This is a genomic window from Luteimonas salinilitoris (assembly GCF_041300785.1).
GTDB lineage: Bacteria > Pseudomonadota > Gammaproteobacteria > Xanthomonadales > Xanthomonadaceae > Luteimonas > Luteimonas salinilitoris.
The window spans coordinates 342,920-357,813 of sequence record NZ_JBFWIB010000002.1 but is presented as its reverse complement, the minus strand read 5'-3'; the positions used below and the strand labels follow the sequence as shown (position 1 = coordinate 357,813).

The window sequence follows — 14,894 nt, the reverse complement described above, 5'->3', positions numbered from 1 at the left end:
GCACGCCGGAGCGACTATGCTGCGCGGCCCGCGTCCGTGCCCGCGACGCCCGCCGATCCCCGACGTCCGAATGACCATAGAAAGCGTTCCGTCCGCATCCGATCCGCTTGCCGGCCAGCCGCACCGGATCGTCGAGCGCGACGGCGTGCGCTATACCCTGCTCGGCACCGCGCACGTCTCGCGCGCCAGCGTGGATGCGGTGCGCGCCGCGATCGCCGGCGGTCGCTACGACGCGGTCGCGGTCGAGCTCGACCCGCAACGGATGCAGGCACTGACGCAGCCCGACGCGATGGCGAAGATGGATCTGATCAAGGTGCTGCGCGAAGACAAGGCGGCGCTGTTCGCAGCGCACCTGGGCCTGGCCGCCTACCAGCGCCGGCTGGCCGAGCAACTCGGCATCGAGCCCGGCGCGGAGCTGAAGGTCGCGGCGACCGATGCGCAGGCGCGCGGCCTGCCGATGCACCTGATCGACCGCGACGTCGGCCTGACCTTCAAGCGCGCCTCGCAGCGACTGGGCTGGTGGGGCCGCGCCAAGCTCGGCGGCGGCCTGCTTGCGGGCATGTTCGTCGACGAGAAGCTCGGCGAGGAGGACATCGAGAAGCTCAAGGAAGGCGACATCCTGGAGGCCGCCTTCGGCGAGTTCGCGTCCGACACGCCGGCGCTGTACGACACGGTGATCTCCGAGCGCGACCGCTACATGGCCGCGCGCCTGCGCGAAAGCGCGGCGCAGCGGCCGGACGCGATCACGCCCTACGAGATTCTCGCCGTGGTCGGCGCCGGCCACCTGCAGGGGCTCGCCGGTCATCTGCAGACCGAACAGGCGGAGCCTGCGGCGATCCGGGCCGGGCTCGAGTCGGTCCGGCAAAAATCGTCGATCCCGTGGTTCACGCTGATCCTGGCCGCGTTCGTGCTCGGCGGTTTCGCCTGGGGCTTCTGGCGCGGCGGCTTCGACGTCGGCGCCGAGCTGATGCTGCAGTGGGTGCTGGTGACCGGCGGCCTCGGCGCGCTCGGCTGCGCGATCGCCGGGGGCCATCCGCTGAGCATCGCCGCCGCGTTCCTGGCCTCGCCGCTGACGCCGCTGCATCCGGCGCTGGCGTCGGGCACGGTCAGCGCGCTGGTCGAAGCGACGCTGCGCAAACCCACCTATGCCGATTTCATGGCCCTGCGCGACGACGTGCAGACGCTGAAAGGGTGGTGGCGGAACCGCGTGGCGCGGGTGCTGCTGAACTTCTTCCTGACCAGTCTCGGCACCGCGATCGGGGTATGGACCGGTGGCCTGCGGATGCTCGGCAAGCTGATCGGCTGACGGGCAACCGACTCCGTAGGAGCGCGTCATACGCGCGATGCCGCGGGCATTTCGCCGCCACGGAATTCAGCCTGCCGACGCGCCTGCCGGTCCAGAATCGCGGCGTCCACCGGATCCGGCCAGCAACCGCGGCATCGCGCGCATGGCGCGCTCCTACGGAAAGTCACACGCCCGCGATGCCGGCGCGGTTGCGTGCGCGGGCACGTCGTCGGGGCCGCGGCCCCGTTGATGATGCGCCGGCATCGCGCGTAGAGCGGTTCACGCGCGGGCCGTGGCGATCTTTCCACCGGCGCCGCGCGCCCGCTGCGCGAGACGCGCCGTGCCGTTGCTGAAATCGTCGAGGATCGCGTAGATCGTCGGCAGGAACAGCAGGCTGACCACGGTCGAGAACGCCAGCCCGCCGGCGACCGCGCGCGCCATCGGCGAGTACGCCAGGCCGCCCAGCACCACCGTGTTGCTGAGCGAGATCGGCACCATCGCCAGGATCGCGGTCCCCATCGTCATCAGGATCGGGCGCAGGCGCTCGCGGCTGCCCTCGACCAGCGCGTCGGTGCGGCTCATGCCGCGGCGGCGCAGGTTGTTGATGTGCTCGACCATGACGATGCCGTTGTTCACCACCACGCCCATCAGCACCAGGATGCCGATGAAGGCCATGATGGTGAACGAGGTACCGGTGATCCAGAACAGCCAGAACACGCCGAAGATCGAGAACAGCACGCAGCTCATGATCGCCGAAGGGAACAGCAGCGACTCGAACACCGCCGCCATCACCACGTAGATCATCACCAGCGCCAGCACCAGGTTGAACAACATCTGCTGCATCGCCTGCTCGTCCTCCTCGAAGCCGCTGCCGGAGAAGCTGTAGCCGTAGCCGGCCGGGAACGCGAGCGTCTCCAGCGTCTGCTCCATCGCCTTGCGCGCGTCCGGCATCGTGGTTTCGCCATCCAGGTTGGCCTTGATCGCCAACGTCGTCTGGCGATCGGTCCGGCTGATGCGGTTCGCGGAAGGCACCACGCCAATATCCACCATCGCCAGCAATGGCACGCTACGTCCGTCGGGCGAGCGCACCATGAAGGTGGCGATGTCCTCTGCGCCGTAGTTTTCGGCGCCGGCAAAACGCACCCACACCGGCACTTCGCTCTCGCCGCGGCGGTATTCGCGCAGCTGGCTGCCGCGCAGGGCCAGGCCGACGAAGGTCGACACCTGTTCGGCGCTGAAGCCGAACGCCGCGGCGCGCTCGCGGTCGACGCGTACGGTCAACTCGTCGTTGTGGTCGCCGATATCGACGCGCACGTCGCGCAGCTCGGGGCGCTGCTCCAGGATCGGCACGACGTCGTCGCCGAGCGCGCGCAGCATCTGCGCGCTGTCGCCGACCAGTTGCACCTGGATGTTCTGGCCCATTCCGCCGTCGCCGCCATCGCCGCCGCCGTCGATCCCGATCTCCGCGCGCGCGGACTTCGGCAATGCCTTGCTGATCGCCTCGCCCACGGGGCGGGTGTCCTTGACCGTATCGTCCAAGGTGAGCATCGTCCCGGCCCCGCCCTGCTCGCTGAACCAGGAATAGATCTGGGTGATCCGGAACTCTTCGCGGCGTTCGTCGAGGAAATTCTCGACCCGCGCGACCTCCTCGGACATCTGCGCCTTGGTGTAGCTTCCCTTCCACTGGTAATAGAGCTGCAGTTCACCGGCGCTGCCGCCGCCGAACATGTCGAACCTGGTCAGCTTCATCGGCACCACGCTCACGGCGACGATCAGCACGATGCCGGCCACGCTCCAGCCGCGGTGTTCCAGCGTCCAGCGCAGCATCCCGGCGTAGCGCTGCTGCATGCGCGGGATCAGCCCGCCCGGCTTGCTGACGGTGGGCGGCGTCTTCAGGCGCGCGGACAGCATCGGGATCAGGCTGACCGCGACCAGCCACGAGGCCAGCAGCGACACCGAGATGGTGATCGCGATCTGCGCCATGAAGATGCTGATGTTGTTGGTCTCGCCCAGCAGGTTGGGCAGGAACACGATGCAGTGGCACAGGGTGCCGGCCGACAGCGCGATGGCGACGTGCCGGGTGCCGACGATGGACGCATACCATGGGCGGTCGGGATAACGTTCGCGCTCCTGGTAGATGCTCTCCACCACGACGACCGCGTTGTCGACCAGCATGCCGACCGCCAGCAGCAGGCCCATCAGGGTCAGCACGTTGAGGGTGACGCCGAAGAAGTGCATGAAACCCAGCGTCATGATGAAGCAGATCGGGATCGCCAGGGTCACCATCAGCGTCGACGGCCAGTGGCGCAGGAAGAAGAACAGCACCGCGATCGACAGGATCAGGCCGATCGCGCCGGCCTCGGCCAGCTCCAGCAACGAGTCGGTGACCTCGTCGCCCAGGTTCTGGATGACCTTGACCTCGATTCCGCGCAACCCGGGTTCGCCGCGGGCCGCGTCGATCTCGGCCAGCGCAGCCTGCGAGACCTCCACCAGATTGGCATCGCGTTCCTTGAAGATGTCGAGCCCGACCGCGGAGCGGCCGTCGAGCCGGCGGCCGTAGTCCATGCGCGCGGGCCGGAAATGCACCTCGGCCACGTCGCCCAGGCGCAGGCCCTTCTCGTTCAACGACAGGTCGCGCAACTGCTGAAGGTCGGCGATCTCGCCGATCGGCTGCACCCGCAGCCGTCTTCCGCCGTCCTCGATCAGTCCCGCCGAGATGGAAAAGTTGACCGCCTGCAGTCGCTCGGCCAGTGCGTTCAACTCCAGGCCGTGCGCGGTCAGCCGGTCCGGATCGATCGCGATCTCGACCTCGTTCGGCGGCGCACCGCTGATCTCGACCCGGGCCACGCCCGGCACCCGCTCCACGCGCCGCTTGAGCTGGCGGTCGATCAGGTCGTAGGCGCCGGTCAGGTCGGTCTCGTCGGCCAGTCGCACGCGCAGCACCGGCTCGTCACTGGTGGAGAACTTCCTGACGAAGTAGCGGCGGAAGTCGTCGGGCAGGTCATCGCGGATCGCGTCGATGCGCTCACGCGCATCGGAAGCGGTGACGGCGATGTCGCGATCCCAGTCGGAGAACTCGATGAACACGAAGGCGCCGTCGGCGGTGGCATTGGCGCGCATGCGCTTGATGCCGTTCATCGTCGCCAACGCCTCCTCCACCGGCCGCAGCACGTTCTGCTCCACCTCCTCCGGCGTGGATCCCGTGTACGGCAACTGCACGAACAGGAACGGCGCCGACACGTCGGGCAACGCCTCCAGCGGCAGCCGGAACGACGCGATCAGTCCGACCACGCACAGCGACAGGAACAGCATCACCGTGGTGACCGGCCGTTTCAGGCTGAGCTCGGCGATGCTCATGCGTGCTCGGCTCCGCGTTCGTCGAAGCCTTCACCGGCCTCGCCCCGGGAGGTGATCCGCGCCCGCGCGAGACGCCCGCGCTCGACGTAATGCGCGTCTCCGCGCCGGTCCAGCAGGTCGTAGACCACGGGGATCACCAGCAAGGTCAGCAGCGTGGAGACCAGCAGGCCGCCGATCACCGTGATCGCCATCGGCGAGCGCACCTCGGCGCCCTCGCCGAACGCCAGCGCCAGCGGCAGGAACCCGAACAGCGTGCACAGCGTGGTCATGGCGATCGGGCGCAGGCGCGAGCGAGCACCCTCGACCAGCGCCTCGCGCTTGGCCACGCCGGCCTCGCGCAGCTGGTTGACCTTGTCGATCAGGATGATCGCGTTCTTGACCACCAGGCCGACCATCAGGATCAGGCCGATGAACACCACCACCGAGATGGTGTTGCCGGTCACCAGCAGCGCCAGCACCGCGCCGACCAGCGCCAGCGGCACGGTGAACAGGATCACGAACGGGTGCAGCAGCGACTCGAACTGCGACGCCATCACCAGGTAGACCAGGAAGATCGCCAGCCCGAACGCGAACAGCAGCGAGCGCACCGACTCGGCCAGCTCCTCGCCCTGGCCGCCGATGTGCAGGCTGATGCCGGTACCGAGGCCGCGTCCGGACTGCGTGTCCTCGGCCACCATCCGCCGCACGTCGTCGACCGCCGTACCGAGGTCCACGCCGCGCAGGTTGGCCGATACCACGGCAACGCGCACCTGGTCGGCGCGATGGATCTCGCTGGGACCGGTGGTGGCGACCACGTCGGCCACCGCCGACAGCCGCACGGGACGCGCCGCGGCGGGATTGACGACCAGGTTGCGGATGCGCTCGACCGAATCGCGCTCGCCCTCGCGCGCGCGGACCAGCACGTCGATCTTGCGGTCGCGGAAGTTGTAGCGCGTGGCGACCTCGCCGCGCACCGCGCGCACCACCGCATCGGCGATCTCGCGCGTGGTCAGGCCGAGCGCGCCGGCGCGCGCCTGGTCGAACAGGATCTGCACCTCGGGCGCGCCCTGCTCCACCGTCGACTTGACGTCGGCATAGTTGGGATTGTCGCGCAGCAGCCGTGCCATGCGCTGCCCGGCGGCGGCCAGCGCGTCCAGGTTCTGTCCACGCAGCTCGATTTCCAGCGGTGTCGAGAAGCTGAACAACGCCGGCCGGCTGAAGTCCACCTGCGCGCCCGGGTAGCGCGCCATCGTCGCGCGCAGGCGTTCGGTGAGCTCCGCCTCGAGCCGGCGGCTGCCGCCGTCGGCCATCACCACGCTCAGCTTGCCGATGTTCTCGCCGCTCTCGGTCGGGTTGGCGTCCAGGCGCGTGCCGCTGCCGCTCACGCCGAACAGCGCGGCGATGCCGTCCTCGTCTGCATGCGCGGCCTGCACCTCGCGCACCACCCGGTCGGTCTCGCGCAGCGGCGTGCCCGGCGGCAGCTTCACCGTCATCTCGAAACGGTCCTGCGCCAGTTGCGGGATCAGGTCGGTCCCGAGCAATGGCAGCGCCAGCAGGCTGGCCGCGAATACGGCAGCGGCGATCGCCAGCACCAGGCCGGGACGCCGCAGCGCACCCGGCAGCACCTGCAGGTAATGGCGCTCGGCGCGCCCGTAGGGCGCCATCGCGAGGTCGCTGGCCTTGCGCATGACCGGCGACACCAGCGCCACCAGCCCGCGCCACAGGCGCACCAGCAGCCAGGCGACGCCGAACGCCACGCCACGCACGCCGGCACCGATGCCGCGCCCGGTGGCGGCTACCGGCTTCTGCCAGGCGCGCTGCGGCCGCCATTGCGGATGCGCGGGCTCGTCCGGGAACGCCATCGGCGCCCGGCCCTTGAGCGCGCTGAGCATCGGGATCAGGGTCATCGACACGATCAGCGAGATGCCCACCGCCAGCGCCACCGTCATCGCCTGGTCGCGGAACAGCTGCCCGGCGATGCCGTCGACGAACACCAGCGGCAGGAACACCGCGATGATGGTCAGGGTCGAGGCGACGACCGCCATGCCGACCTCGCGCGCGCCCTCGATCGCGGACTCGAGGATGCCCAGGCCGCGCTCGCGCGCCTTGGCGATGCTTTCCAGCACCACGATCGAATCGTCCACCACCAGGCCGGTCGCCAGCGCCAGGCCGCTGAGCGACATCACGTTGAGGCCGAGCCCGAACTGGTCCATGAAGAAGAACGTGGTGACGATCGACACCGGCAGCGACAGGCCGACCACGAACGTGCTCCAGCCGCTGCGCAGGAACAGGAAGATGATCAGGACCGCCAGCGAGGCGCCCAGCACCGCGTCCACCTTGACGTCGGAGATCGCCGCGCGGATGAACTTGGACTGGTCGTCGATCACGGTCAGGTCCATGTCGGGCGGGATCTGCTCGCGGATCTGCGCCAGCCGCGCATGCACCGCGTCCGCGGTGGCGACCGTATTGGCGTCGCCTTCCTTGTAGATCGCCAGTTCCACCGCTTCGCGGCCGGCCAGGCGGATGATCGCCTCGCGCTCCTTGTAGCCCTGATGCACCTCCGCCACGTCGCGCAACCGCACCGGCTTTCCTTCCGCCACCGCGCGGTCGGCGACGGCCGCGGCGTTCTGTGCCGACATCGCCGCCGCCAGCACCTGTGCATTGCCGCTGGCGGCGGCGATGCGCGCCACGTCCGCGGCCCCCTCGCCTTCGCTGGCGCCGGCCTGCGTGGCCACCAGCATCCCGCGGATCTCGTCCACGCTGGCGAACTGGTTGACGGTACGCACCAGGTAGCGCTGCGTGCCCTGCTCCAGCCGTCCGCCGGACAGGTTGACGTTCTCCTGCTGCAGGCGCTCGATCACGTTCTCGATCGGCAGCCCGATGCGCGCGAGCTGCTGCAGGTCGAGTTCGACCTGGACCTCGTCCTCGAGCCCGCCGCCGACCTTCACCGCCGCCACGCCCGGCACCGGCTCGAGCTTCTTCTTCAGGTCGTCGTCGGCGTAGCGGCGCAGTTCGGTCAGCTGCCGGATCTCGTCGCCCTCGCCCTTCGCGCTCAGCGCGATGCGCAGGATCGGCTCGGTCGACGGATTGAAGCGCAGCAGCACCGGCGCCCGCACCTCGAACGGCAGCTCCAGCGTTTCCAGCTTGTCGCGCACCTCCAGGCTGGCCTGGTCCATGTCGGTGCCCCAGGCGAACTCGAGCACGACGTCGCTCTGGCCGGTGCGCGAAACCGATTTGAGCTTGCGCAGGCCCTTGACCACGCCCAGTGCCTCTTCGACCGGCTCGCTGATCAGCGTCTCGATCTCCGTCGGCGCCGCGCCGGTGTACTCGGTGCGGACCGTCAGCGTCGGATAGCTGAGGTCCGGCAGAAGATTGACCTTGAGGTCGCCGAGCGCGATCAGTCCGAACAGCAGGAAGCTGATCGTCACCATCGCCACCGTGACCCGGCGGCGGGTGGAAAACTCGATCACGCCGCCACGCGCAACCGCCGCGACGCCGCCGGGCGGCGTGCCGTGCGGGCCCCCGACCGGGGCGCTCATTGCTTGTCGCCGTCGGTCGCTGCGGCAGTGGCAGATGCCACCGCCGCGGCGGGCGCTCCGATCACCTGCACGTCGCTGCCGTCGCGCAACGCGGCCTTGCCGGCGGTGACCACCGCATCGCCTTCGTCCAGGCCCTTGCGCACCTCGACGAAGGCGCCGTCGGCGTAACCGGTTTCGATCGCGGTCCGTACCGCCTTGCCGTCCCGGACCACGTAGACCGCGGCCTCGCCTTCGTCGTCGAGCAGCGCCTGGCGCGGAATCGTCATGGCGTCGGCGCGGTGGTCGTAGTCGATGCGGATGCGGCCGAACATGCCCGGCTGCAGCGAACCGCCGCCCTCGAAGGCACAGATCACGCGGAACGTGCCGCTACCCGCATCGATCACCGGCGCGATGCGATCCACGCGCCCCTCGAACGTCATACCCGGCAATGCGTCGACCTGCATGTGCACGGGCTGGCCGGCCTCGAGCGTCGCCAGTTCGCGTTCGGGCACGTTGAGCGTGGTTTCCAGGCGCGAGTTGTCGACGATGCGCAGGATCGGCGAGTTGATCTGCACGAAGTTTCCGGTCTTGATCGAGCGCGAGGCGATCACGCCGGAAATCGGCGCGATCACGTTGGTGTAGGACAGTTCCAGCGCCGCCAGCCGGTAGGCGGCGCGCGCCTCCTCCAGGTCGTAGCGCAGCTGGTCGTGGTCGCCGGCGCTGATCAACTGCTGCGCGGCCAACTGATCCGAACGCCGGAAGCTGTTCTCCAGCTTGCGCTTGCGCGCCTCGATCTGGGCGAGATTGAGGCGGGCACGGTCCGGATCGAGCCGCACCAGGGTCTGGCCGGCCTTGACCGCCTGCCCCTCCTGCACCAGCACCTGCAGGGCGACGCCGGAGGTCTTGGCGACCACCTGCGCCTCGGCCAGCGGCTCCAGCGACGCGGTGCCGGTATAGCTGGCGGCGACGGTGCGCCTGGCGGCGGCAGCGGTCTCCACCGGCACCGCCTGCACTTGCGCACCCTCCCCTTCCTTGGCCTGCGCTTCCCCGTCGCGACCGCAACCAGCCAACGGCGCAAGACCGGCGAGCAGCAACAATGCCAGCCATCGCCGACGGCCTGCAATCCAAGTGTTCGAGCGCATTCGAAGGACCCCATTAGGTGTTGTAGTCATGTATATCACCAATCCCATCGTCGACCATCCGCCGAAGGTCATGGTGACCGGCGACCAGTCTGCGGCCGTCGTCGTCGTCTGTCGTGCGAGATTGGTCGCGATCCGACGGCAGGCTATACTGTCGTGATCGCGCGCCGGGGATGTCCGCGCGCGATCTTCCGGTTACAAGCCAAGCTCCATTCAGCCACCAGGATTGCGGAACCCCACATGACGCGACCGCTGCAACTCGCTGCCTGCATCGCCCTCGCCGCGCTTCCGTTCGCGGCCCTCGCCCAGGAGTCCGTCGCCGCGCCCGAGGCGACCGACGCCGGCTCCGCCGAAAACGGTCGCATGCTCACCTACACCTGCCAGGGCTGCCACGGCGTCGCCAACTACGTGAACGCCTACCCGAACTACCGGGTGCCGAAGATCGGCGGCCAGTCGCAGGAATACCTGATCAACGCCCTGACCGAATACAAGCGCGGCACGCGCCGGCATCCGACCATGCAAGCCCAGGCCAGCAGCTTTTCCGACCAGGACATCGCCGATATCGCGGCGTTCCTGTCCAGCCTGAACCCGTGAGCCGCGCCGCCATGATCAACGCCAAGCATTGCCTTTTCGTGTCCGTTCTTGCCGCGTGCGCGGCGCTCGCCGCCTGTTCCGGCGACGAGGGCCACGATTCGAACGCCGAGCAGCGCTCGTCCTCCGCCGGCCTGCCCAAGGGCCAAATCGAGGCCGGCGAAAAGCAGGCCAACACCAAGGGCGAGGCCACCGGCCAGTCCTGCATCGACTGCCACGGTGCCGAGGGCAACGACCCGCTGGACGCGACCTATCCCAAGCTCGGCGGCCAGCACACGGACTATCTGGCCCATGCGCTGCAGGAGTATCGCAACGGCAACCGCGAGCACGCGCTGATGTCGAACCAGGCCCAGGGCCTGACCGACCAGCAGATTGCCGATCTCGCCGCCTACTTCGGCTCGCGCCCGGCCCAGATCCGCGACCTGAGCGGCGCGCACTAGCCAACGCTCGCCGCAGCGCTGCAAAAAGAACGGAGCCGCAGGGCTCCGTTTTTTTTGGCACTTCCCGACCTACGTGGGATTCGTCATGCCCTGCCAGGTGGCACGGGTGTCTCGAAGAACGTTCGGTTCCGGGCTTCGGCAGCCCGGCGACGGCCGGCCGGCAGGGGAGTGCTCCGCCCCGCAGACGACCTCCTGTCTTTATGCGGGGCGCGGGCCATCCATGGCCCGCTGCTCCGCACTCCCCTGCCGGCCGGCCGTCGCCTAACAGGCGCTTTGCCATCGGATCTTCGGTAAGAGAAATCACCCTCCCGTCAGCCGCGCCCTTGCAGCTGGGGGATCGCGGCAAGCGCGCCAGGGATGGCGCGCCCGAGTCAGGGCAGGATGCCCTGACCGAGGGAAAAGCGATCCCCCGGCCGCCAGGACGCGGCGTCCCTCCGAAGCCCGTACACAACTCTTCCAAAACCCGACTGAAACAAATCCCGTGCAGCAATTCCGATCCCGATGCCGTGGAAGCGGAGCAAGTCACTACTGCGCTCAGTCGTCCAGGCTCTCCTGGTCCTCGAACAGCTCGCGCTTGAACGGCACGTCGGGCGGCGGCCGTGCCTCGGCCTCCACGTCCTGCATGTTGGGATCGGTGATGCTGCAGCCGCCCGCCAGCGCGAGGGTGATGACGTCGCAGCGGATGCTCTTGGTGGTGCCGGGGATCGGGATCAGCACGGTCTTGATGCTGCGCCGGACCCATTCTTCGAGCAGCGTTTCGTTCGGCACCCAGAAGCGGTCGAAGCTGGTCGGCTCGTAATCGGTAGGCGGACGCTTGAGCCAGGTGCCCATGCGGTCGATCTTCTCGAAATCCTCGGTGATCGTGCCCGGCGGCAACCCGCCTCCCACCGGCGCCGTCCCGTCCGGCAGTCGCGGGCTGCCGTCGGCATTGAACAGGCTGGACGTTCCCTGCTGCCCACCCGGCTGTTCGCGCGTGGAGTCGCCCCAGTCGTCGCCGCGCCGCGGGGTCTGCCACGCCCCCGGTGCCGGCGTCTGCGCCGCGCCGCTGCCCGCCGCGGGCGCCGCCGGCCGGGTACCGCCGGCCGTCTCGGACGCGGTGGACGGGGCCGATGTCGTGCCCTCTTCGACACGTTGCCCGGCGGCGGCCGTGGACTGCTCCGCCGCATCGGACGCGCGCTCGTCCGCCACGGACCGCAGCGGAATCTCGCGCGTGCGGATCTGTTGCGATTCGCGCTGCAGATCCGGCGCCGCGACCGCCGGCGCCTCCAGTTCCGGCATGCGCACGCGCGGCAGCGGTGCGGCGATCTCGCGCTCGACCACGTCTATCGGCGGTTGCTCGAGATCGGGCACCTCGACCGGCGCCTGCGGCAGCGCGCGCGTCCGTGGCGTCGGCAGGTCCGGGATCTCCACCACCTCGATGTCGCGGCTGCGCACCGGCACCTCCGGCATCTCGATCCGCGGTTGCGCCAGTTCCGGTGAGCGTGGCGGCGGTACCACGAAGCGCGTGTCCGGCTGCGGGGTCTCGGTGACCGCCAGCGGCTGTTCGACCGGCGGCGGCGAAGGCAACGGCGGTGTCGGCTCGGGGCGCGTGACGGATGGCGGAGGCAGCAACGGCTCCGACGACGGCCGCGGCGGCGGCGGCTCGACCGGCGCGGGCGAGGCGGCGCGCTCGGCGTCCTCGACGACCTGCGCGTTCTGCGGCGGACCACCGCCCTCCTCCTCCGGCGTGCCCTCGCCGATGAATTCCACCTCCACCACATGCTCGCCGCGCTGCGCCGGCTGCGGCATCAGCATGAAGCGCGCGTGCATCAGCCACACCAGCAGCACCACGAATACGATGTGGAGCACCAGGCTGAGCACCGTCGCCGAGACGCGCAGCCAGCGCTCGTCCTCGCTGGCCGGATGCCACTGCTGGCGCCACAGCGCGGTGAACGCCTGCCACCGGTTCAACTGCACCCAGGCCGCCGGCGGCGCCGGCTCGCGCTGCAGCATGATCGCGACGACCGCCGCGGCGGGCGCGCCGGTCACCGCACCGGCCCTGGCACGCATCGATTCGAACCAGGCCTGCCAGGCCGGCGGGAACTCGCCGCTCGGCGCCGGCGGCCTGATCGAGCGGCGCATGCGCCGGCGCAGCGCTTCGATCAGGTCGGCGGAGGTGAACACTCGCGCCGGTGTCCGCTCAGGCCGCGTCGCGCGGAACGTAGGGCGCCGTGCCGGTGTCGTGATCGGTCACGTCGCGCACCGCGGTCACGCCGGGCACCTTCTCCATCAACGTCTTCTCGATTCCCTGCTTGAGGGTGACGTCGGCCAGTCCGCAGCCGTGGCAGCCGCCGCCGAAACGCAGCACCACCACGCCCTCTGCGGTCACCTCGACCACCGACACGTGACCGCCATGCTGTGCCAGTTGCGGGTTGATCTCGAATTCCACCAGCCAGCGCACCCGCTCGACCAGCGACGCCGACGCGTCCGGCGTCTCGCCCTTGATCTTCGGCGCGCGGATCTGCAGCTGCCCGCCGGTGGCCTGGGCGGTGTAGTCGATCTGGGCGCCGTCGAGGAACTTCACGCTGTCCGCGTCCAGCCACAGGGTGAAGCCCTCGCAATCGATCGCCCACTCGTCGCCCTGCAGTTCGCCGGGCTCGGCGAACTCGAGGCGCACGTCGGCGCGTGCGGTGCCGGGGTGGATCGCCGCCAGCCGCACGCCGAGGCCGGGCAGCGCCTCGCGCTCGATCAGCTTGCGGAAGTGGGTCTGCGCATTGTCTGAAATCTCTATCATTCCCGTATTCTAGCCGCCCCGCCTCACGCTTTTCGAACGCCGGCCGCGCGAGAATGCCCGCCGTTCGACTGACGTTCTGCCAGGAAACCGCCCATGTCCGACCTCGTTCCCCTCGACCAGGCCCGCTGCGTGCCGCGCAAAGGCAGCGAACACCGGCTCAACGAGGCCCGCATCCGCGAGCTGCTGCCGGAGGTGCCGGAGTGGGATTTGGCCGAGGACGGGCGCGCGCTGACCCGCGCCTTCCGCTTCGACGACTACCACCGCACCATGGCGTTCGTGAACGCGCTGGCCTGGATCGCGCACCGCGAGGACCACCACCCCGACCTGGGCGTGCACTACGACCGCTGCGTGGTGCGCTACTCCACACACGACGTCGGCGGCCTGTCCGAGAACGACTTCATCTGCGCGGCCAAGGCCGACGCGTTGCTGCGCTGACGATCCGCCGTCGCCAGTGGTCGCGAATGCGGCGACACGCCATCGCCGTCGTGGCTTCGTCGCGCCCTAGACGAGGGCGTCGAGCACGGCCGTGAGGTCCGGCGGCAGTGGCGCATGCAGCACGTACGGCGCACGCCCCTGGTCGAGCGCGAACTCCAGCGACGCCGCATGCAGGCACATCCGCCGCATTCCGGTCCGCTCGCGCAGGCGGCGGTTCACCTCGGCGTCGCCGTACTTGTCGTCGCCGGCGACCGGATGGCCAATGTGCTGGGCATGGGCGCGGATCTGGTGGGTGCGTCCGGTGGCGATCCGGACCTCGCACCAGGAATGGCCGCCGCGGCGCTCGAGCACCTTGAAATGGCTCAGCGAAGGCTTGCCGGCGGCGTTGACCTGCACATGGCGCTCGCCGCCCTGGCGCAGGCCGACGTGCAGCGGCGCGTCGACGCTCATCACGCCGTCGGGCATGCGCCCGACCAGCAGCGCCAGGTAGCGCTTGGCGATGCCGGCGTCGGCGCGCATCAGCGCCTGCAGCTCGGTCAGCGCCGAGCGCTTCTTCGCCACCAGCAGCAGCCCGGAGGTGTCGCGATCGAGGCGATGCACCAGTTCCAGGGTCGCGTCGGGCCGCAGCGCGCGCAGGGTCTCGATGGCGCCGAAACTGATCCCGCTGCCGCCATGGCTCGCCAGCCCGACCGGTTTGTTCAGCGCCAGCAGGCGCGCGTCCTCGAATACGATCGCGGCCTCGACCGCGGCCAGCAGGCCCTTCGCCGGGCTGCCCCGCTGTGCCGGATCCTCCAGGCGCACCGGCGGAATGCGGACTGCGTCGCCGTCCTCGAGCTTGCGCTCGGCCTTGGCGCGGCCGCCGTTGACCCGCACCTGGCCGGAGCGGACCAGCTTGTACACCAGGCTGCGCGGCGCCCCCTTGAGCTGGCCGAGCAGGAAGTTGTCGAGCCGCTGGCCGGCGCGGTCGGCCGGCACCTGCACGGTGCGGGCACCGCCGGATCGGGGTGCCGGGGAATCTGAATGGGTCATGGGCGGTTTTGATCTGCTACACTCACCGCGCGAGATAAGGGTCTGATTTCGCAGGGAGTTGTCCCGCACGCCGCCTTGGGCGGCATGCAACCGGACAAACCGGGCCGAAAGCCCACCTCCCGCGATCCCGATGCAGCGCGCGGCCACCGCCCCCGGGGCGGACATGTTAGCGGCTCAGCGGCAGTCCCGGCCATCGCCCGGTCCCTCCGGGGTTCGGAGTTGAACATGTCCCGCGCGGCGCTCACGCCAACGCCGAAAGCCGCCGCCGGCCCTGCAACAGATTGAATTGAGAACAAAAGCGCTCCCGCGGCGTGCCGTGGTGTTGCAGCGCTGGAAAACCTGAAGCCG

At 69.7% G+C, this 14,894-nt stretch carries 11 protein-coding genes; 5 read left to right on the top strand and 6 right to left on the bottom strand.

Going from position 1 to position 14,894, the window contains the following annotated elements; all coding sequences use genetic code 11:
• Window positions 1-70 precede the first annotated feature (70 nt).
• Window positions 71-1,306 (top strand): TraB/GumN family protein, encoded by a 1,236-nt coding sequence (locus AB5T46_RS04890; protein WP_370562735.1) that lies wholly within the window; start codon window positions 71-73, stop codon window positions 1,304-1,306.
• A 258-nt stretch (window positions 1,307-1,564) separates the two neighbouring features.
• Here the strand turns inward: AB5T46_RS04890 and AB5T46_RS04885 are convergent, their stop codons facing one another.
• From AB5T46_RS04885 to AB5T46_RS04875, 3 genes are read right to left on the bottom strand one after another with little or no spacing between them, the layout of a single operon-like run.
• The gene (locus AB5T46_RS04885) at window positions 1,565-4,642 is read right to left on the bottom strand and encodes an efflux RND transporter permease subunit (protein WP_370562734.1); all 3,078 of its coding nucleotides are present in this window, start codon (window positions 4,640-4,642) and stop codon (window positions 1,565-1,567) included.
• Complete coding sequence (locus AB5T46_RS04880) at window positions 4,639-8,160, bottom strand: efflux RND transporter permease subunit (RefSeq protein WP_370562733.1); 3,522 nt, start codon at window positions 8,158-8,160, stop codon at window positions 4,639-4,641. The genes AB5T46_RS04885 and AB5T46_RS04880 overlap by 4 nt, the downstream gene beginning before the upstream one ends.
• A complete protein-coding gene (locus AB5T46_RS04875) occupies window positions 8,157-9,281 on the bottom strand; it encodes an efflux RND transporter periplasmic adaptor subunit (RefSeq protein ID WP_370562732.1) in 1,125 nt (374 codons plus the stop codon). The genes AB5T46_RS04880 and AB5T46_RS04875 overlap by 4 nt, the downstream gene beginning before the upstream one ends.
• 28 nt (window positions 9,282-9,309) lie before the next feature.
• Between AB5T46_RS04875 and AB5T46_RS04870 the strand changes: the two genes are divergently transcribed.
• From AB5T46_RS04870 to AB5T46_RS04860, 3 genes are all read left to right on the top strand, one after another.
• Window positions 9,310-9,438 carry a hypothetical protein gene (locus tag AB5T46_RS04870; protein WP_370562731.1) on the top strand — a complete coding sequence of 43 codons (129 nt, stop codon included), beginning with the start codon at window positions 9,310-9,312 and terminating at the stop codon, window positions 9,436-9,438.
• Window positions 9,439-9,518: 80 nt separating this feature from the next.
• Window positions 9,519-9,872 (top strand): c-type cytochrome, encoded by a 354-nt coding sequence (locus AB5T46_RS04865; RefSeq protein ID WP_370562730.1) that lies wholly within the window; start codon window positions 9,519-9,521, stop codon window positions 9,870-9,872.
• Window positions 9,873-9,883: 11 nt separating this feature from the next.
• Window positions 9,884-10,309, top strand: coding sequence for a c-type cytochrome (locus tag AB5T46_RS04860; protein ID WP_370562729.1), 426 nt, complete (start codon window positions 9,884-9,886; stop codon window positions 10,307-10,309).
• Window positions 10,310-10,843: 534 nt separating this feature from the next.
• On the opposite strand, the gene AB5T46_RS04855 is transcribed toward AB5T46_RS04860, so the two are convergent.
• A complete protein-coding gene (locus AB5T46_RS04855) occupies window positions 10,844-12,472 on the bottom strand; it encodes a hypothetical protein (protein WP_370562728.1) in 1,629 nt (542 codons plus the stop codon).
• A 16-nt stretch (window positions 12,473-12,488) separates the two neighbouring features.
• Window positions 12,489-13,082 (bottom strand): NfuA family Fe-S biogenesis protein, encoded by a 594-nt coding sequence (locus AB5T46_RS04850; protein ID WP_370562727.1) that lies wholly within the window; start codon window positions 13,080-13,082, stop codon window positions 12,489-12,491.
• A 93-nt stretch (window positions 13,083-13,175) separates the two neighbouring features.
• Here AB5T46_RS04850 and AB5T46_RS04845 point away from each other — a divergent pair, with 93 nt between their 5' ends.
• Window positions 13,176-13,517 carry a 4a-hydroxytetrahydrobiopterin dehydratase gene (locus AB5T46_RS04845; RefSeq protein WP_370562726.1) on the top strand — a complete coding sequence of 114 codons (342 nt, stop codon included), beginning with the start codon at window positions 13,176-13,178 and terminating at the stop codon, window positions 13,515-13,517.
• Window positions 13,518-13,583: 66 nt separating this feature from the next.
• Here AB5T46_RS04845 and AB5T46_RS04840 read toward each other — a convergent pair whose 3' ends face one another.
• Window positions 13,584-14,546 (bottom strand): RluA family pseudouridine synthase, encoded by a 963-nt coding sequence (locus AB5T46_RS04840; protein ID WP_370562725.1) that lies wholly within the window; start codon window positions 14,544-14,546, stop codon window positions 13,584-13,586.
• Window positions 14,547-14,894: the final 348 nt, after the last annotated feature.